Origin of the sequence: Aestuariispira insulae, from assembly GCF_003385955.1 — a bacterium.
Lineage (GTDB): Bacteria > Pseudomonadota > Alphaproteobacteria > UBA8366 > Aestuariispiraceae > Aestuariispira > Aestuariispira insulae.
Map to the genome: position 1 here is coordinate 1,047,654 of NZ_QRDW01000001.1, position 19,548 is coordinate 1,067,201.

At 55.0% G+C, this 19,548-nt stretch carries 18 protein-coding genes; 12 read left to right on the plus strand and 6 right to left on the minus strand.

The genetic code is table 11. The features are described 5' to 3' along the window. Positions 1 to 92 precede the first annotated feature (92 nt). From DFP90_RS05165 to queG, 5 genes are all read left to right on the plus strand, one after another. Entirely contained in the window at positions 93 to 776 is a 684-nt protein-coding gene (locus DFP90_RS05165) for a helix-turn-helix transcriptional regulator (RefSeq protein ID WP_115935303.1), read from the plus strand. 136 nt (positions 777 to 912) lie between these two features. Continuing rightward, positions 913 to 1,563 (plus strand): queuosine precursor transporter, encoded by a 651-nt coding sequence (locus tag DFP90_RS05170; protein ID WP_115935304.1) that lies wholly within the window; start codon positions 913 to 915, stop codon positions 1,561 to 1,563. A gap of 21 nt (positions 1,564 to 1,584) precedes the next feature. Further along, complete coding sequence (gene queA / locus DFP90_RS05175; protein ID WP_115935305.1) at positions 1,585 to 2,640, plus strand: tRNA preQ1(34) S-adenosylmethionine ribosyltransferase-isomerase QueA; 1,056 nt, start codon at positions 1,585 to 1,587, stop codon at positions 2,638 to 2,640. Next, positions 2,633 to 3,760: a tRNA guanosine(34) transglycosylase Tgt gene (gene tgt / locus DFP90_RS05180; protein ID WP_115935306.1), complete on the plus strand. Its 1,128-nt coding sequence runs from the start codon at positions 2,633 to 2,635 to the stop codon at positions 3,758 to 3,760. Before queA ends, tgt begins: the two co-directional genes overlap by 8 nt. Positions 3,761 to 3,769: 9 nt before the next feature. Next, positions 3,770 to 4,876: a tRNA epoxyqueuosine(34) reductase QueG gene (gene queG, locus DFP90_RS05185; RefSeq protein WP_115935307.1), complete on the plus strand. Its 1,107-nt coding sequence runs from the start codon at positions 3,770 to 3,772 to the stop codon at positions 4,874 to 4,876. A gap of 10 nt (positions 4,877 to 4,886) precedes the next feature. Here queG and DFP90_RS05190 read toward each other — a convergent pair whose 3' ends face one another. The 3 genes from DFP90_RS05190 to DFP90_RS05200 all read right to left on the minus strand — a co-directional run bounded on the left by DFP90_RS05190 (position 4,887) and on the right by DFP90_RS05200 (position 6,676). Continuing rightward, entirely contained in the window at positions 4,887 to 5,555 is a 669-nt protein-coding gene (locus tag DFP90_RS05190) for a response regulator transcription factor (RefSeq protein ID WP_115935308.1), read from the minus strand. A gap of 193 nt (positions 5,556 to 5,748) precedes the next feature. After that, a complete protein-coding gene (locus tag DFP90_RS05195; protein WP_115935309.1) occupies positions 5,749 to 6,249 on the minus strand; it encodes a peroxiredoxin family protein in 501 nt (166 codons plus the stop codon). Continuing rightward, positions 6,242 to 6,676 (minus strand): response regulator, encoded by a 435-nt coding sequence (locus DFP90_RS05200; protein ID WP_115935310.1) that lies wholly within the window; start codon positions 6,674 to 6,676, stop codon positions 6,242 to 6,244. Before DFP90_RS05200 ends, DFP90_RS05195 begins: the two co-directional genes overlap by 8 nt. Positions 6,677 to 6,974: 298 nt before the next feature. On the opposite strand from DFP90_RS05200, the gene DFP90_RS05210 reads away from it, so the two are divergent. Next, complete coding sequence (locus tag DFP90_RS05210; protein WP_115935312.1) at positions 6,975 to 10,994, plus strand: response regulator; 4,020 nt, start codon at positions 6,975 to 6,977, stop codon at positions 10,992 to 10,994. A gap of 20 nt (positions 10,995 to 11,014) precedes the next feature. After that, on the plus strand, positions 11,015 to 12,010 hold the full coding sequence (locus DFP90_RS05215) for a response regulator (RefSeq protein ID WP_115935313.1): 996 nt from the start codon (positions 11,015 to 11,017) through the stop codon (positions 12,008 to 12,010). Between the two features lie 196 nt (positions 12,011 to 12,206). Here DFP90_RS05215 and rpmB read toward each other — a convergent pair whose 3' ends face one another. After that, positions 12,207 to 12,500, minus strand: coding sequence for a 50S ribosomal protein L28 (gene rpmB / locus DFP90_RS05220; protein ID WP_115935314.1), 294 nt, complete (start codon positions 12,498 to 12,500; stop codon positions 12,207 to 12,209). Positions 12,501 to 12,856: 356 nt separating this feature from the next. Between rpmB and DFP90_RS05225 the strand changes: the two genes are divergently transcribed. After that, positions 12,857 to 13,354, plus strand: coding sequence for an acyloxyacyl hydrolase (locus tag DFP90_RS05225; RefSeq protein WP_115935315.1), 498 nt, complete (start codon positions 12,857 to 12,859; stop codon positions 13,352 to 13,354). A gap of 178 nt (positions 13,355 to 13,532) precedes the next feature. Further along, positions 13,533 to 15,080 carry an AmpG family muropeptide MFS transporter gene (locus DFP90_RS05230; protein WP_115935542.1) on the plus strand — a complete coding sequence of 516 codons (1,548 nt, stop codon included), beginning with the start codon at positions 13,533 to 13,535 and terminating at the stop codon, positions 15,078 to 15,080. Positions 15,081 to 15,292: 212 nt separating this feature from the next. Here DFP90_RS05230 and DFP90_RS05240 read toward each other — a convergent pair whose 3' ends face one another. Beyond that, positions 15,293 to 16,024 carry a 3-deoxy-manno-octulosonate cytidylyltransferase gene (locus tag DFP90_RS05240; RefSeq protein ID WP_425452144.1) on the minus strand — a complete coding sequence of 244 codons (732 nt, stop codon included), beginning with the start codon at positions 16,022 to 16,024 and terminating at the stop codon, positions 15,293 to 15,295. A gap of 179 nt (positions 16,025 to 16,203) precedes the next feature. Between DFP90_RS05240 and DFP90_RS05245 the strand changes: the two genes are divergently transcribed. Next, a complete protein-coding gene (locus DFP90_RS05245) occupies positions 16,204 to 16,746 on the plus strand; it encodes a c-type cytochrome (RefSeq protein WP_115935318.1) in 543 nt (180 codons plus the stop codon). 98 nt (positions 16,747 to 16,844) lie between these two features. Continuing rightward, a complete protein-coding gene (gene hisN, locus DFP90_RS05250; protein ID WP_115935319.1) occupies positions 16,845 to 17,624 on the plus strand; it encodes a histidinol-phosphatase in 780 nt (259 codons plus the stop codon). Between the two features lie 10 nt (positions 17,625 to 17,634). Here hisN and DFP90_RS05255 read toward each other — a convergent pair whose 3' ends face one another. Then, positions 17,635 to 18,213, minus strand: coding sequence for a helix-turn-helix domain-containing protein (locus tag DFP90_RS05255; protein WP_115935320.1), 579 nt, complete (start codon positions 18,211 to 18,213; stop codon positions 17,635 to 17,637). Between the two features lie 112 nt (positions 18,214 to 18,325). On the opposite strand from DFP90_RS05255, the gene DFP90_RS05260 reads away from it, so the two are divergent. Further along, entirely contained in the window at positions 18,326 to 19,507 is a 1,182-nt protein-coding gene (locus DFP90_RS05260; protein ID WP_115935321.1) for an aminotransferase class I/II-fold pyridoxal phosphate-dependent enzyme, read from the plus strand. The last annotated feature ends 41 nt before the right edge of the window (positions 19,508 to 19,548 follow it).

Consider the following 19,548-nt stretch of genomic DNA (forward strand, 5'->3'; position numbering starts at 1 on the left):
GCCCGACTCCGGATCCCCGATCACATTGGGGATGACAAAACGATAAGAAACGTATCTTGATTTTCTAAATTTTTCTCTTTAGTAATTTTGACATGAGCAAAGAAACAGTCCGTGACCGGGATGTCCGCAGCCGTCGGCGCATCCAGCAGATTCTCAAGACCGAAGGCCCGAAGGAAGCCGCCGAGTTGGGTGAGACGCTGGGCGTTTCCGCCATGGCGGTGCGCCAGCATCTTTATGCCCTGGAAGCAGAAAAACTGGTCACATACGAACTGGAGCCACGTCCGAAAGGACGGCCGGCCAAACTTTGGCAGCTGACCGAGGCGGCCAACAGCCTGTTCCCGGATGCCCATGCCGAGCTCACCATCTCCCTGATCGACGCCATGGCCGAAAGCTTTGGCGATGATGGTGTGCAAAAGCTGTTGGGCATCCGGGCAACAAAGCAGAGTGCGGATTATTGTGCACGGTTGTCCGATTACAAAAGCTTGGAAGACCGATTGAAAGGCCTGATGGCACTGCGCACGGCGGAAGGCTATATGGCAGCGCTGGAAAAATCTCCGGAAGGTGATTTTCTGTTGGTGGAAAACCATTGTCCAATCTGTGTTGCCGCCAAAAGCTGCAGCGGACTATGCGCTCTGGAATTATCCGTTTTCCAGGAGGTGATCGGCGATCTGGCAACCGTTGAGCGCACCGATCACATCCTGGCGGGTGCGCGACGCTGCGCCTATCGGGTGACCCCTCCGCCACCTGATACCTCCACAAAACCAAATACGCCATAAAGCCAAATACCCCATAAAGCCAAATACCCCATAAAGATTGACGATTCGGTCAAAATCCGTATAACCCGCCCATTCGGTTTTTGGGGGCAGGTCTATTATGCCTGCTTACGTACGCCCTTTAACAAAGGACATGATAATGACTTTCCTGACCCAGCCGGTCATCCGGCTGATACTGCCCGTGTTCGCTATGGGCGCTGTTATCCTCAGCTCCAATGAATTGGTTCAACATCCGGTCGAAATGACCGTTGGCGGCATTGATCTGGCAGATCTTCTGACCTGGGGCGCCTTCACCTATCCCATCGCCTTCCTGGTGACCGACACCACCAACCGCCTGTTTGGTGCCCACAAAGCCCGTTTGGTGGTTTATATCGGCTTTGCGCTGGGTGTCTTCCTGACCGGTGTCGCCGCCCTTGGCCTGGCCACCACCGCTGCGGTTGCCAAAAATTCAGACATCCTGACCATGCTGATGGAGGATGAAGAGGCTTTTGCCATGCTGCGTACGGCTGTCGCATCCGGCACCGCCTTCCTGATCGCGCAGTTGCTTGATATCGCCATTTTTGATCGCCTGCGCCGCTTGACCTGGTGGAAAGCGCCGATCTTTTCTTCTTTCGCAGGCTCTATGATCGATACCGCAATCTTCTTTTCCATCGCCTTCGCAGGAACCGGACTGCCCTGGATGAGCTGGGCGGCAGGCGATTTCTGCGCCAAACTGGTGATGATCGCATTGCTGCTTTATCCGTTCAAACTGCTGGTCGCTCTGTACCCATCCAATTTGCGCGAAGCGTGATTTTTAGAGGAAACTGTACCCATGCATGTTGATCTCTTCGACTTCGAGCTACCGCAGGAAACCATCGCCCAGCACCCGGCAAGCCCTCGGGATTCCGCCCGCATGCTGGACCTGACCGGGAACGGTTTTGCCGACCGCATCGTGCGCGACCTGCCGGATGTCCTCCAGCCCGGAGATCTATTGGTCTGCAACGACACCAAGGTGATCCCGACCCGGATCACCGGCAAGCGCGGTGACGCCACAGTGGAAGTGACCCTGCATAAGCAGGAAGCCCCCAACAAATGGTGGGCCTTTGCCAGACCGGCCAAGAAGCTGCGCGTCGGCGAGACCTTCACCGTGACCGACGGTTTCCATGCGGAGGTTCAGGAAAAGCGCGACGGCGGCGAAGTGTTGCTGGCCTTCAATCTCAGCGGCAACGAGCTGATCACCGAGCTTTGGAGCCATGGCATCATGCCGCTGCCGCCCTATATCCGCCGGACCAAGGGCGGTGATGCAGCGGAAGAAGCCGAAGACCGCAATGATTACCAGACCCTGTTCGCCAAGGAAGAAGGCGCTGTCGCCGCCCCCACAGCCGGTCTGCATTTCACCGACGAATTGCGGTCCCGCCTGGAGGCCAAGGGCATTTCCTTCCAGACCATCACCTTGCATGTTGGCGCCGGCACCTTCCTGCCGATGAAAGTGGAGGATACCCGCCATCATGTGATGCATTCCGAATTTGGGGTGATCACACAGGAAGAAGCCGACATCATCAACAAGGCCAAGGCGGAAGGCCGCCGGATCGTCTCGGTCGGCACAACCTCCATGCGCCTGCTGGAGAGCGCCGCCACGGCAGAGGGCATCATCAAACCGTTCGAGGGCGAGACCGATATCTTCATCACGCCGGGTTACCGGTTCAAGGCGGTTGACCTGCTGATGACCAATTTCCACCTGCCGAAATCCACCCTCTTCATGCTGGTCAGCGCCTTTTCCGGTCTGGACCAAATGCAAGCCGCCTATAAACATGCCATCGAGACCGGCTATCGCTTTTATTCCTATGGCGATTGCTGTCTTTTAAAATGCGAGGCCGATCATGCCTGATTTTGGATTTGACCTGCTGGGCACCGACGGCCAGGCCCGTCGCGGCCGCGTCACCACCGCCCATGGGACCATCGAAACCCCAGCCTTCATGCCGGTCGGCACCGCCGCCACGGTAAAGGCCATGTTCCCCGAAGATGTGGCCAAGACCGGGGCCGAGATCGTTCTGGGCAACACCTATCACCTGATGCTGCGCCCCACCGCCGAGCGCATCGCCGAGCTGGGCGGGCTGCATAAATTCATGAATTGGTCCAAGCCTATCCTGACCGATTCCGGCGGATACCAGGTGATGAGCCTGACCGAGCTGCGCAAACTGACCGAAGAAGGGGTGCGTTTCCGTTCCCATATCGACGGCAGCTATCACATGCTGACCCCGGAACGCTCGACCGAAATCCAGCATCTGCTGGGATCCACCATCACCATGGCCTTTGACGAATGCACGCCCTATCCCTGCACCAAGGAAGAGGCGGAGAAATCCATGGAGCTGTCCATGCGCTGGGCCGTGCGCTCCCGGGATGCCTTCGTCAAACGCGAAGGTTATGGCCAGTTCGGCATCGTCCAGGGCAGCGTGCATGAGGATCTGCGCCTGCGTTCGATCGAGGCCCTGAACGGCATCGATTTTGAAGGCTATGCGGTTGGCGGCCTGGCGGTTGGCGAAGGCCAGGAACTGATGTTCTCGACGCTTGATTTCACCACGCCAGCCATGAAGACGGACAAGCCGCGCTATCTGATGGGCGTTGGCAAGCCGACAGACCTGGTGGGCGCGGTCGCACGCGGCATCGACATGTTTGATTGCGTGCTTCCCACCCGGTCCGGGCGCAATGCCCAGGCTTTCACCAGGCGCGGGCCGGTCAATATGAAAAACGCCCGCCATGCGACCGACCATCGGCCGCTGGACGAAGAATGCCCCTGCCCGGCCTGCACACAATATAGCCGCGCCTATCTGCATCATCTGATCAAGGCCGGTGAAATTCTGGGCATGATGCTGCTCAGCTGGCATAATATTCAATATTATCAACAGCTGATGCAGGGGATGCGCGATGCTATCGAAGCTGGCAGCTTTGAGGATTTCCAGGCCGCCTTTTTGGAAGAATATAACGGCGGGGATATCGCGCCGCTCTAGAGAGTATCCATGACGGACCTGAAGGCCGCCATCATTGAAAAAGCGAAGGAAGCGGGATTTGATTCCGTTTCCTTCGCGCCCGTCACCATCCCCCAGCGCAATCTGGATCGCTACCAGGAATTCCTGGAAGCCGGCCAATATGGCGACATGGACTGGATGCAGGAAAAAAATGACTGGCGCAGGGGCCCGAATTCACTCTGGGAAGAGTGTCGCACCGTCATTGTGCTGGGCATGAATTACGGCCCCAATCAGGACCCGATGCTGAAATTACAGTTTCAGGAACGGGCCAATATCTCTGTCTATGCCCAGAATAAAGACTATCATGACCTGGTGAAGAAGAAGCTGAAGCAGGTGGCGCGCTGGCTTGTGGAGACACATTCCGGCCAGGTGAAGGTCTTTGTCGACACCGCTCCGGTGATGGAAAAGGCGGTTGCCGCCCAAAGCGGCCTTGGCTGGCAGGGCAAACATACCAATCTGGTCAGCCGGGACTTCGGCTCCTGGCTGTTTCTTGGTGAGATTTTCACCACCCTTGAGATCGCACCGGACAAGGCGGTGAAAGACAGCTGCGGCAATTGCCAGGCCTGCCTTGATATCTGCCCGACCCAGGCCATGCCGGGACCCTACAAACTGGATGCCAGCCGTTGTATCTCCTATCTCACCATCGAACATAAAAGCCATATCCCCGTTGAATTTCGCAACCCCATGGGCAACCGGATTTATGGCTGTGACGATTGCCTGGCCGTCTGCCCCTGGAACAAATTCGCGCAAATGTCCGACAAGATGGATTTCTGGCCACGCGCCGAGCTTTCGGCGCCGCGCCTGGTGGATTTCCTGGACCTGGATGATGCAGGCTTCCGCAAGTTTTTTTCCAGCTCACCAATCAAGCGGATCGGACGCAACAAATTCCTGCGCAATGTGTTGATCGCGCTGGGCAACGCCCGAAATCCGGACCTTGCGGAAAAGATCATTCCCAGCCTACGAGATGAGTCGCCCCTGGTTCGCGCCATGGCGGTCTGGGCGTTGGGCCAACTGCTCGACAGCTCAACGTTCCAAGCCCTAAGACAGCAGTATCTTCCTCATGAGGCCGACACTGACGTTGCCCGGGAATGGGGATGACATCCGCGGTTCAGGACGGATCGATCGAAAAATCCTTGGAAGCCCTCACAAGAGCCTGAGTGGTTGAAGCATAGCCATAGGCTTCACGTGCCTCAATGATGTAATGACGCACGGTACGCGCACTGATCCCCAGAATAATCGATATCTCTTCGTAGGTCTTTCCCTTGATTGCCCATTTCAAACAATCTAGCTGCCGTCCTTTCACGCCCACTTCTGCTTCTTCCGAGGGACTGGCAGCCGTTTCATCAGTGCCCTCAAGCATTCTTTTATAGACCTGCTCCAGAAGCGCGCGTTCCTTCATCCGGCTATCATAAAGATCAATCGCTTCCTCAATCGTCGTCATAAGCAATTCCATGGAACATGGCTTGTTGAGGAATCGGAATATATTACCCCGGTTAACCGCATCAACCGCCGTCTTCTGTTCCTCGCTGCCCGTCAGCATAATTCGAACTGCGTAGGGGGAGCATTCAATGGTTTTTTCAAGGAATTCCACCCCATTGAGACCCGGCATCATCATATCGGTGATAATCACCGACACATCCTTATGCCGCTCCAATACGGTCAGTCCCTCTGTCGCATCATTGGCAGACAGAACGTTAAAGCTATCCTTGAATTTTCTGACAAATGCCGACTGGAAAAGCTTGTCATCCTCAACAAGCAAAATGGTATTTGGCATCATTCCCTCTGTTCGATTCAGATTATGCGATGCAGAGGCACGTCTGGTGGCACCGAAAACTGCTCATGCTTGTTCCATGGGCATTTGAACGGAACCATGTTTCAGTGTGCTGGCCCCTGACAACAATTATTACATTAGAATTTAGTAGGATACATGTCGAGTGTTCAATCCAAATGTCTAGGATCGCAATATCTCATCATCCCGAAATGAGCAGTTTATGAACCGTTTCACCACTGGTTTCCTCGACACTATTGGGGCTTGCTTCAACATTCAAGATATCGATCACACCATCACGGGCAAACATCACATATCGGTTGGATCGTTTGCCAAGCCCCATTTCCGACAGGTCAATGGCAAGCCCTAACTTCTCGGCGAATGCCGCATTCACATCCGTCAGCATCCTGATCTCCCCCTTGGGATCCATCTCCCGAGACCAGGCCCGCATGACAAACGGATCGACCGCCGAAACGCAAACAACTTCATCTGTCAGTCCCAGTTCCCTCAGTTCACTCTGGTAAGGCATGAAATCCGGCAGATGTTTTTGTGTGCAGACAGGCGTAAAAGCCCCCACCACACCGATCAGCAGAACATTTCGTCCGGAAAACAATGTCTCTGTAGTGACCGTTTCCACCCCTTCCGGCCCGATGAATTTGAACGCACCTGAAGGTACGGGATCGCCAACTTTCAAGTTAGACATTACCGCTCTCCCTGACGATCGGTTGCACCTCTTCAAATTGGGAAAACAATCCGTCGATCGTTGAGACCACCTCAGCCAGTCGGAACGGTTTCTTGATATAGTCCTGAATTTCCAATTTTTTCAAAAAAGAAGTATCCTGCATCTCCGTATCATCAACAATTGCAAGAAGTTTGGCGCTGCATCGGTTTTTCAGCCGAACCAGACGGGAGACGGTACCATCCAGCTCCCCTTGCAGCATGTTGACATCCACGAGAACAATTTCAGGATTTAGGGTGTCTATCATATCAAGACCGCCCCCCACCGTTTCCGAGCGGTGCAACTCACAACGATCAATGCGCCTGGCGATCATCTCCATAAGAACGCCATTCACAACAACGTCTTCAATATAGACAATGACTTTTTTTTCGCGAGAACCAGCTACCATCATCCGAGCGACCCTTCAGCGTCTATTTTTTGCCTCCGCCCCAGATTACCGGCATAGTTACAAGAGTATACTACTCTGATACTAAACGCTCCTCTCCTATCTGGAAAGAAATGCAATAACCAGGTTCGCACGCCTTTGTACGTGCGTTCTTTCATTTGTATTATATTACGCACAATCACGAAATGCACGAAAAGGTAATTGACAGATCTGACAACTTGACCATCACAGAGCAGGTCAGCGACACTGAGCAGGAGAGAAACCGGGTTTCCCGGCCTTTCGAGATGAGCAGGAAAAACCAGCATTGCAGCAGAAGCAGCATCCTTCGAATAACAGGTCCCTATCATCGGCTGTTGGCCAATGGTGGCAGTCCATTCGTCCGGTTTTCCGCTCCCGCATCGCAAAAAAAGTAACCACTGCGGTTTTCCTGACCATCCTGGTCGTCGAAGCCGCAATTCTATTACCATCCTACATCAAGCGGGAAAAAGACCTGATCAGTGCGCTCCGGCGGGAAGGAGAAAGCTGGATCCTGGCCGCTGCCACGACGCATCAACTGAATAGCAGCGGATCCGGCCAGGAAGGGAACGGCAAAAAACACAATTACATGTCTGAGCTGATCGGCAAACAGGGCAAGATTGTTGGGTTTGCTTTTGTTGATGATGACGGTGTTCATCTGGCTGCGCGCGGCGAAAGCTTATCCTCAGGTCACAGTGACCTCATTCACCCCGTATCCACCGGCATGTATGACCGGTCGGAAAACCGTTTGGAAATAGGCCTTCATCGCGGAGAGACCAATCTCAACCACCATGTCCTTTTGCGCATGGACACCACTGAAGTTACCGAGGAACTAGCCGCATTCGTGTTGCGGATCAGCGGCCTGGTGCTGCTGATCGCCGGTCTGCTGACCCTGACGACTATGATAACCATCAGTCAAGTGGTGCTGCGCCCTCTCGTCCGGATGCGTGAAAATCTTGTTGATCGTGATATTGAGGAATGGGGCCGCCTTAACTTCCTGGAACTATCCCGCACAGATGAAATTGGGGAATTGTCCCGGGCCATGTCCGATGTCTTTAAACAAGCTTTTGATGCCCATTATAAATTGGAGACACGGGTTGCGGAGCGCACTGAGGAACTGCAGGACGCAAACATCAGGATCAGTGTCAGTGAGAAAAAATTCCAGGATTTTGCTGCCTCCAGCGCAGATTGGTTCTGGGAGATGGACCGTAACCTCCATTTCTGTTTCTTCTCCCACCGCTTTCATGAAATGCTGAATATCGATTCCCGGATTTTGATCGGGAAGGATTTGCGGGAGGCGGAACAGGTCGGTTTCCGCCCTGTCGCCCATGGACATATTGGCGAAACACTCTCCAATCACCAATCTTTCCGGAATTTCATCTGCACCTACCAGCAGGAGAATGGCGACACCCTCTATCTCTCAATTAACGGCACGCCCCATTTTGATGAGGTCGGAAATTTCCAGGGCTATCGCGGCACCGGCAGGGACATCACGGAAAAATGGAAGATTGAAGACCGGGTTCACCAGCAGCAGGCCATCACCCAGGCGGTCCTGAAAGTGATTGATCAAGGAATCACCATGATCAGTTCTGAGGGCCGTTACATTTTGCATAATAAGAAATTTTGCGAATTGTCCGGTATTCCAGAGGATTTGCTGCTCACCCAGCCCGATCACCAGCAGTTGTTGGACTACCAGAAAATACATGGGGATTTCGAGCATTCGATAGAAACCGACCGTGTCACCTTTCATCAGCAAATGCCGTTGCTTTCAGAGTTAAAGGAGACCTTTGGTTACCAGGTTAAAACCACCACCGGCGCCTATCTGGATGTCCGGAACTACCCGACAACCAACGGAGCCTGGGTTCGTGTTCTCACCGATATTTCACAGCAGAAAATTTCGGAAGATGAGCAGAATGACCGCATGAATCAGTTGGAGCTCACCCTGGAGAATATGGGACAGGGCCTGACGGTCTATGATTCATACTGGCGTCTTGTTTCTTACAATCATCGATACCAGGACCAATTCGACCTGCCCCAGGAAATGATGCAGAGCCATCCCACATTCGACGAATTGATGGACTATGTTTTCGAGCGGGATTTCGGCGAAGACTGGCTGCAACAGAAGCAAAATGTTTTCAGGTCCATTAAGGATCAGCAGATCTGGCGCCGGGCCATCATCCGCCCCAATGGCCATGGCATCGACATGTTGAGTGTACCCATCCCCTCAGGTGGGCACGTGGTGACGACCACTGACATCACAGCCAGCCTCCAATCCGCTGATGAATTGCGCAAGGCAAAGGAAAACGCCGAGCGATTACTGAAATCGAAAGGCGATTTTGTCGCTGTCGTCAGTCATGAAGTGCGGACACCCATGAACGGAGTCCTGGGGATGGCCAGCCTGTTGCAGTCCATGGAGCTGGATGGCGAAGCTGCGGAATATGTCAATAATATCGTTATCTCCGGCCAGGCTCTCCTGACAATCGTTGACGATCTCTTAGATATTTCCAAGCTGGAAGCAGGTCGGCTTCAATTGGAGAATATTTCCTTCAATATTCAGGATATTGTCGAAAATACCCTCGCGACAATGGCATCCAGAGCCGATGAAAAAGGACTGGAATTAACGAGCCAGTGCTCGGACAAACTACCCGAAGTTGTGATTGGAGATTCTTTGCGCCTTCGTCAGGTTTTGCTGAACCTGCTGAGCAACGCCATCAAATTCACCAATAGCGGCCGGGTAACCCTTGAGACATCACTGGAAGCCCGCAAGAATAACCGTGTCCGCCTGGGCTTTAAGGTGACCGACACCGGCCAGGGCATATCACAATCTGTTCAAGACAGACTGTTCAATGCTTATTCTCAAGGGGATGTGGAGACCGCCCGAAAATATGGCGGAACAGGCCTGGGCCTCTCCATCTGCAAAAGCCTCGTGGAAATGATGGGTGGAAAAATCTCGGTGGAAAGCCGTCCAGGGGAAGGCAGCTGCTTCAGTTTCACCATCTGCTGTGAGGAAGATCTCGAAACAACACTCGAAGATCTGCGCCTTGAGCAACAGCCCGTCACGTTGAAAAAGCCCGTCCGAAAACTGAAAGTCCTGCATGTTGATGATAATGAGATCAACCTGGAGGTTATTGAAAAAATGCTATCGCGTGCCGGCCACGAAGTCATCAATGCCATGAATGGGGTCGATGCCATCAAACAGGTACAGTCCCAGCCTTTCGACATCGTCCTCATGGACCGTCATATGCCGGGTATGGATGGCATTGAAGCCACCCACCGCCTAAGAGAGATGCCACCCGAAATCTTCAAAGGGCCTATCTTGGGACTGACTGCCGGTGCCACACAGACCGAGCTTGACGAATGCCGACAGGCCGGGATGGATGACGTCCTGACGAAACCGATCAATGAAGCTGTGCTGCTCAATCGGATGGAGGACCTGACACGTCCGGGCGCGCAGCGTGCCAACCTGGAAGACCGCCCCCGGATCCTGGTTGTGGATGACACGCACATGAATTTGATTGTTGCGGAAAAACTTCTGACAACCCTTCACTACCAATGCGAAACCCTCTCCGACCCCATTCATGCATTGGACAGAGTGAAGAGAAATGAATTCGCAGCTATTTTGGTCGATGTCCAGATGCCAGAGTTGGACGGGCTGGAATTCACCCGCCAGCTTAGGCTGTGGGAACGGGAAACCCGACGCAAAAGACCCAATTTTATCATAGGGGTATCCGGAAGGGTCGGCCAACAGGACCGCCGTGCCGGTGCCGAGGCCGGCATGGATGAATATCTCCCCAAACCTCTGGTCTTGGATCATTTGAATGCTGTGTTATCCGCCCATTTCAATTCCCTGGACAGCCTGGGGAGCGCAACTCTTCATAATTTCGATTTCCTGGATGAAGAAGATTGGTTCACCGGCAATGTCCCTGCGGAAGAAAAAAAGAGACCTGAGCCAACGAACGCGCCAGATCCGGACCCCCCCCCCTGCATAGATCCCGACATGCTGAATGACATCGCCGGAACGCAAGCCGAGGACCAAAAAGCCCATCTCTCTCTTTTCCTGGAGATTTTCCCGGAATTGCTGGATGAACTGGAGGCGGCTATCAACATGAAAGAGGATCGCCGGATCGAAACCTCCGCCCACGCCGCCAAAAGCGCCGCCGGATCAGCGGCCGCCATGCCGATGTGGCATTGCCTGAATGATCTTGAGGATTTGGCACGCGGTGATGGTGTGGGGGATTCGGGCGGTCAGTACCTCACCCGGGTCCGAAGCGAACTCAGTCGAATAACTGAGTTCAATCAATCTATCTGATCACTGTCACAGGAGCCACCATGTCATTGGATCTATCAAATCACGCCATTCTGATTGCTGATGACGAAAAATTCACCTTACAGACCGTGATGCGGATGCTGGAGGATCTCAACGGTCCCGAAATCACAGCCGTCGAAAACGGCGCCGTTGCTCTTGCCCATATGCGCTCCACGGACAAATTGATTGACCTGATTATCTCCGATTTCGACATGCCGGAGACAAACGGCCTAGAGCTTCTAAAAGCGGTCAGGTCCGGTGCGGCAGGTATTGACCGGGCGACCCCCTTTGCCATGCTGACAGGCAAGGCCGATCAGGATCTTGTGGACGACGCCCTGGCACTTGATGTCAGCGCCTTCCTGATTAAGCCGATCACGTCATCCAAACTGCAATCGAGGCTCCAGCGGATATTGGATACACGCGATGATACCGGCTGGCTGCTGCCCGGACCAGTTTATGATGCCATCGGACTAGGATCTTCTGTCAGCTCATCATTTCCTTTGGAGCTTGCCCCTCAGGGCGGCGATTTCCTGACGGATCTCGATAAGAGCGATAGCACCGAAACCTTATGTGCTTTCCACACCATTCCCGATAACGCGGTTTTGGCCAGGGATTTGAAAACCAAGGACGGCGCAATCTTCATCAAAAAAGGCATAACCATCACCCATTTAATCGCTCTGGTGCTGTCCTACCTTTATAAAGACAATATCCTGCTTCCCCATCGGGACCATCAAGGCAATTACGGCTTGTTTGTGCGAGCACCGGGCTCGGACAAACCGGATGCGGGGATTGCCTCCAGCAATGAGGAGGTCTTTGAAAAGGCTCCAGAGGAAAAAGAGACAGATATCTATTCGGTTTCCGAGGGCAACATCATCAGTCGGGATATCATGACCAACCGGGGGCGCCTCTATCTCGGCGAAGGCACCGAGCTCAGCCCCAAGATGATCACCATGCTGCGTGACCTGCACAAAGTCGGGAAAATTGAGGAGAGTCTCTGGGTCCGGGCTTCGGGGGATTGAAGTCCCGAACAGGGCGTAACACCGGCGATAGCGAGCGAAAGTGAAGAATAGGTCTCTTGCCCCCGCCTTGCGACAGACAGCAAGAATGCAACCGCCCGCCCGTTGTAGACTTTGGTGATATGCCAAAAAGAAAAGGCCCGCTACAATCAGCGGGCCCAGTCGAATCATTTAAATTCTTAAATCTTCTTAGAAATTCTTATTCAGCAGCCGCAGCAGCTTTCTTCTGGATGCGGCGCTTCAGACGGCGCGCTTCCTCAGGCAGCTTGCGGTTCGGGGTGGAAAGCAGGAAGCCGTCCAGGCCGCCTTTTACTTCCACGGTGCGCAGCGCGCGGGTGGACAGACGCAGGCGAACCGGCTCACCCAGGATGTCGCTGATCAGGCGGGTGGTCTGCAGGTTCGGCAGGAACCGACGACGGGTGCGGTTCACAGCGTGGGAAACGTTGTTACCGGTGCGGACACCCTTACCGGTGAGCATGCATACGCGAGACATAATCTCTAATCCTTATGTTTCGGCATCTTTTGACGCCTTTTCTTGCTTAAAAATAAAGGGCTTAGCGCCCTACCCCTGTCCAGATGACTATCAAATATCACTGGGCAGGCGCGCTCTTTTATGCGTTTGACGGCCTCCCGTCAAGCGAAAAAGCCAAGAAAACCGCCATTTCCAGACTTTTCCCGCCCATAGTATGTTGCACAAATATCACAAAAATGTGGCAGAGCACCTTGTGACCGCAATCACAGCTTTGCCACATTTTGAATCCCCTCTATAAACGGGGGCGAAGTCGCAGCAAATGCATATGTCGCGTTGCCTGCGAGAGGGGAATATCTAGAACTGGGGTAATATCCGAAATGAACCGGATCATCTTTGTAATGGTTGCCATGGTCATGGCAATGGGGTCTCAAATCGCAAGAGCGGAAGAAGACCCGGCCTATTTGCGCGTTGGTGCAGGCTATTATGACCTGAATGACGACAAAGATGCCGGCGAGTTTCATGTGGAATATATCTCGGATTCAAAATGGTGGGTTTTCAAGCCGTTTGGCGGTGTGATGGCGACAACCGACTCGGCCTTTTATGGCTATGCCGGCATTCGCCTGGACATTTATCTCGGTGACCGCTGGGTTTTCACCCCGCAGTTTGCACCGGGCCTTTACCACGATGGGGATGGTAAAGACCTGGGACATGCCATTGAATTCCGCAGCGCACTGGAATTGGCATACCGATTTGATGACCGCTCCCGCCTGGGTGTATCCATCTACCATCTGTCAAACGCTTCCATCTCGGACAACAACCCGGGCACGGAAGTCCTGACGGTCCACTATTCCTATCCGTTCAACAAGCTGTTCTAATTTGCAGTGACAACGGGTAGAGGTCATTGAAAAGCGGGGGGCGACCTCCGCTTTTTCATTTGTGGGTCGTCTCATCCCCCATGTGGCCTGCTTCTGCCTCTGGATAATCGGACCGCAGCTGTTAAAGTGACGGCCTGACAGATAACTAACAGGGTCGTACAGCATGCAAGAAAACGGGATGACAGAAGATGTCAGGCGCAGTTGGGGCGAGTCTCTGCGAGCCTTCTTTCACCCCCGCGTGATTACCATGCTGTTTCTCGGTTTTTCAGCCGGTATCCCAATTCTGCTGGTTTTTTCCACCCTATCGGTCTGGTTGCGGGAAGCCGGTGTGGAACGGGCTGCAATCGGCTTCTTCAGCTGGGCGGCACTGGGCTACGGTTTCAAATTTGTTTGGGCCCCGATCATCGACAAAATGCCGCTCCCGCTAATAACCGCTTTGATGGGGCAACGGCGATCCTGGCTCTTATTGTCGCAACTTTCCGTTATTGCCGCATTGGCGTTGATGGCCATGATTGATCCGGTTGAGAACCTTGTCGGCATGGCTGTCGCAGCCGTCGCGCTCGGTTTTGCATCCGCCACACAGGATATCGTGATCGACGCCTATCGAATTGATTCTGCCGATGAAGACCTACAGGGCATGATGTCAGCCACATACATCGCAGGTTACCGGATCGGCATGTTGGTTGCCGGTGCCGGTGCGCTTGAATTGGCCGGCATGATCGATGTGATTGAAGGATATGATTACGGTGCCTGGCAGATAACCTATTTTTCAATGGCGGCAGTCATGGTCGCAGGCATCATCACAACCTTTCTGATACCCGAACCAAACCGCCCGGATGGTAAATCCGCGCATTTAAACAGCCTGCTCGACTATCTTCAGTTCCTTGGGCTCTTTATCGCCGTTGCATTTGCTTTTGCCATGACCTTCTTCCTCAGCAGTGATCTGGCCAATTTGGTGCGTTCCGTTTTAGTGGAAACTGGTATGGCCGAGAGCCTGGCAGGCTTCCTGATTGGTACCGGGCGCCTGGTTACCGCAGTTTCTGCGGCCGCACTATTGGCCGTCCTGCTGACCAAGACCCATCTGGTCCCCAGGGAAATGGTCAGGGAAACCTATGTCGCGCCTTTTGCGGATTTCTTTGATCGATTTGGGCGAATCGCCATGGTCATCCTGTTTTTGATTGCCACTTACAGAATTGCCGACGTTGTCATGGGCGTCATGGCCAACGTATTCTATGTCGACCTCGGCTTTGAAAAGCAGGAAATCGGGCGAATCTCAAAAGGATTTGGACTGGCCATGACCCTGGCTGGCGGATTTTTGGGTGGTCTGTTGATCATGCGTTTCGGCGTGATGCGGATATTGTTCCTGGGTGGCATATTAGCTGCCGGTACAAACATCCTGTTCGCGGTTATGGCGGGCCTGGGCAATCAGTTATGGATGCTGATGGTGGTCATCTCCGCCGACAATCTGTCCGCCGGGATCGCATCCGCAGCCTTTGTCGCTTATCTGTCCTCCCTGACGTCGAAATCCTTTACCGCAACACAATATGCGCTTTTTTCATCGATGATGCTGCTGCTGCCAAAACTGATCGCCGGCTATTCCGGCGTCGCGGTAGAGGCGCTTGGCTATGCCTCTTTCTTCATTGGCACAGCGTTTCTTGGGATTGTTCCATTGGCCTTGATTTTGTATCTGGGCTTCAGAAAACCGCGCCTGTCGCAAGCGACCTGAGAAAGGGCCCCGTTTTGCCCGGCCTTAAGACCAGCATTGCCCTGACCCTCATGTTCCTGATAGCTGCCGTCGCGTCAATGGCCTGTCTTTTGACAGACCTGTCCTTGCTGGCCGATTGGCCGGTGGCAATACCTGTTGCCTGCCTGGCGGGGGGCTTTTTCCTAGCCCACCACGCCTTCATTCTTTGGGCATCCCGCCAGAAATGATGCCTGTCAGGGTGTCAGAAGTACACGGGCGCGTTCCAAGTCCGCGGGGGTATCCACACCCAACGGCACGGTTTTGGCCAGGCTGACATCGATGCGCATGCCATTTTCCAGCGCGCGCAGCTGTTCCAGCTTCTCCCGCTGTTCCAGCACGCCCTGCGGCAGGGCGACAAACCGTTCCAGCGCGGCACGGCGATAGGCATAAAGCCCGATATGATGATAGAGCGGGCCATCGCCATAAGGCGCGGTCGCGCGGGTGAAGGTCAGCGCCCGGGTGACCGTCTCACCGGCTTTGAAACCGGCATAGGCCTTGACCACGTTCGGATTGGTGCATTCCTCGGCTTCCGTGATTTCACAAACCAGGGTCGCGATATCCACGCCCGGGTCTTTCAGCGGTGCCAGGGAGGCCTGGATCAGAGACGGGTCCAGGGTCGGCAGATCGCCCTGCACATTGACGATCACATCATGATCGCCATTGGGATCCATGCGCTGAACCGCCTCCCAGACGCGGTCGGAACCGCTGGGATGGTTCGGGTCGGTCAAAACGGCCTTGCCGCCAACCTTTTCGATCGCCTCTACAATCTCCGGGTCCCCTGCCGCAATCACCACCTCGCCTGCCTGCGACTCTATGGCGCGGCGCCAGCAATGAACAATCATGGGCTCGCCGCCAATATCCGCCAGCGGTTTGTTCGGCAGGCGTGACGCGGCCAGCCGTGCCGGAATCACAATCAGGGATTTCAAGATCTCGACCTCATATTTGAACAGACAGCCCAAATTCTGCCCTTTTGGCATCATCCGGGCGTTGATTTGACCAGGGCGAGAGGATATACCGCTCCTCGGGTGGAGCAACCGGAAACTCATTCTTTGCCGATAGCGACCACCTCAGAGAGATATATACAGGTTCGAAAAGGCATAGGGCTATGAACAACCCGTTGGTGAAACAAATTCTCGGCGCGATCGTCCTGGCAGTCGCCGTTGCCGCCTTCTCCGGTGTGTATGGCAGCTTCCTGCACCAGACCGACGAGATTGAAAAACCCGCATTCGACATTGCCGCAGCCGGCGGTTCCGGTGGCGGGGATGACAAGCCCAAGAAAGCCTCCGGCCCCGAGCCGATCCTGGATCTGTTGGCCAGCGCCAATATTGAAGACGGCGCCAAAACCGCCCAGAAAAAATGCGGTGCCTGTCACAGCCTGGAAGATGGCGGCGGCCACAAGGTCGGCCCGAACCTTTACGACGTGGTCAACAGCGCCAAGGCCCATCATGATGACTTTAAATATTCCGACGCCATGGCCTCTTTCGGCGGCGACTGGTCCTATGAAGAGCTGAACCTGTTCCTGTTCAAGCCCAAGGCCCATGTGCCCGGCACCAAGATGGGCTTTGCCGGTTTCAAGAAAACCGAAGATCGTGTCAATGTGATCGCCTTCCTGCGGACCTTGGCCAGCGATCCGGCGCCGCTGCCGTAAGGCCGCGCCATATCATCCAATAAAGGGCGGTTGACCGAACGGTTGCCGCCCTTTTTTATGTCTCTAATTCCTGTGTATCATCAGCCGGACCCGACATCATGCCGAACGACTTTTCTGCCTGGACCGAACTCGCCAACCGCCTCGCAGATGTGGCGGGTGCCGAATCGCGCAAATACTTCCGCCAGCCGCTGGATGTGATCGCCAAAGGTGACGCCAGTCCGGTCACCATCGCCGACCGGGATGCGGAAGCCGCCATGCGTCAGTTGATCAAAGAAACCGCCCCCGATCATGGTATTTTCGGGGAAGAGCATGGCGTGGAGAATATCGACGCAAAACATGTCTGGGTGCTGGACCCCATTGACGGCACTGCCGCTTTCATCACCGGCCTGCCCACCTTCGGCAACCTGATCTCGCTGGCCGAGAATGGTGCGCCGGTGCTGGGCGTCATCAACCAGCCGATCTCAGGCGAACGCTGGTCCGGTGTCACGGGTCAGGGGGCCCGTTTCAATGGCCAGCCGATCAAAACCCGGGATTGCGGCGGGCTTTCCAACGCCGCCATGTTCATCACCACGCCGGAGATGCTGACCACCGAGGCGGAATTAGAAACGTTCAGCCGCTTGAGGCAGGCGGTGCGCCTGACCCGTTATGGCGGGGATTGTTATTCCTACGGCCTGCTGGCCAGCGGCCATGCGGACCTGGTGTTTGAATCAGATCTCAAACCCTATGATTTCATGGCCCTGGTGCCCGTGGTCGAAGAAGCGGGCGGCATCATGAGCGACTGGCAGGGCAATCCGCTGACCCTCTCTTCCGGCCCGCAGGTGATTGCGGCGGCCAACAAGCGCCTCCATGAGGAGGCGCTGGAATTGATCAACCGCTGACCATCAACGGCTAAACCGCGTCGCGGCCCAGCATGTCGACCAGCAGCACCACCGCTACCTGATCCGTCCGGTTATGGATCTCGTGATGCACATCCGCCGCATAGCGCGCGGTCTCGCCCTTGGTCAGCGGTGAGACATTATCAGCCGAGACCACCTCTACCGCGCCCTGCAGTACGGTCAGATGTTCCACGGTCCGCTCCGAATGCGGATCCGAGATCAGTGAGCCGCCCGGCTGGATCGTCAGCTCATACCATTCAATCTCATTGGCCAGGCTGGCCGGGCCCAGGACCTTCGCCGTATAGGATCCGTCCTGGCCATGCATCAGGGGATGGGCCGATTCCGAGATAACCGACATCTGGCTGCCCTGCTCACCATGGCGCAGCAGGCTGTCGATGGTTTGCCCCAGGGCCTCCGCCAGCCGCCAGATGGTGGCCAGGGTCGGATTAGTCTCGTCCCGTTCGATCTGGGAAAGCATGGATTTCGATACCCCGCTGACCGAGGCCAGCTGATCCAGGGTCATCTGGCGCTCTTTACGCAGTTTATTGATGGTCTTACCGACTGAGGGGGGATTGGAAGGAATTTTGCTCATGAAATCCACTTGACTGGAAAATATTCCGCTATATCGTATTTCCAGTTTAGCGGATATATATCCGTCGCTCAAAATCTAAATCAGACAAAATGAACCCAGCAGGAAAACCGTCATGACCAATCCCGTGCTTGCCCGCATCGCAGGCGAAGTGGAAGCCGCCCGCCAGGATGGCACCCTGAAACTGCTCAAGACCATGGAAACCCCCATCGGCGCCGAGGTCGACCTGAAAGAGGCCGGTCATGTGATCCTGATGTCTTCCAACGATTATCTGGGCCTGTCCAATCATCCAGAAATCGTTGAATCTGCGAAACAGGCTCTGTTGAAATACGGGGCGAGCACCGCGTCGGTCCGATTCATATGCGGCACCCAGACCATCCACCAGGAATTGGAAGAGGCCCTGGCCGACCTGCACGGGACCGAGGCGGCGCTCACCTATTCATCCTGCTGGGCCGCCAATACCGGCCTGATGCCGATCATCGCCGGGCCGGGTGACGTGCTGATCTCGGACGAGCTCAATCACGCCAGCATTATCGACGGCTGCCGGGCCAGCGCCAAGAATGTGGTGCGCACGGTCTATAAACATTCCGATATGGCCTCGCTTAAGGCCAAGTTGGAAGAGCATCGCGACGCCCCCGGCCGGATAATCGTGACCGATGGCGTGTTTTCCATGGAGGGCGATATCGCGCCGCTGCCGGAGATCGTCGCGCTGGCGGAAGAGTTTGATGCCCTGATCGTCTTGGATGATTCCCATGGTCTCGGCGTATTGGGGCCGAACGGCCTTGGCACCGCAGACCATTTCGGTGTCCTGGACAAGATTGATATCTTCACCGGTACTTTGGGCAAGGCGCTGGGCGCCGGGACAGGCGGCTTTGTCGCCGGGCCGAAAGCGGTGCGCGAGCTGTTGATCCACAAGTCCCGACCGCATCTCTTCTCCAACGCATTGCCTGCCAGTGTCGCAGGCGCAGCGATCAAATCCGTGGAACTGTTGAAAACCCATCCTGAATGGGCGCGCGATACCATTGAAAAGGCGCAGTATTTCCGCGAATTGCTGCAGCGTCACGGGTTGAAGGCATTGGACGGTGACAGCGCGGTCGTGCCGGTCATCATCGGTGAGACGGCGGCGGCCATCGCGCTTTCATCCAAACTGTTGAAGGACGGGATCTTTGTCACCGGCTTTGGTTTCCCGGTCGTGCCGGAAGGCGAAGCGCGCCTGCGCTTCCAGATCTCCCATGCCCATAGCCGTGAACAGCTGGAAAAAGTGGCACAGGCGGTCGCCAACGCCATCGGCGGCTAAACAATATGTTCCGGTTTGCCGGGGAGGGCCAATTTGGCCTT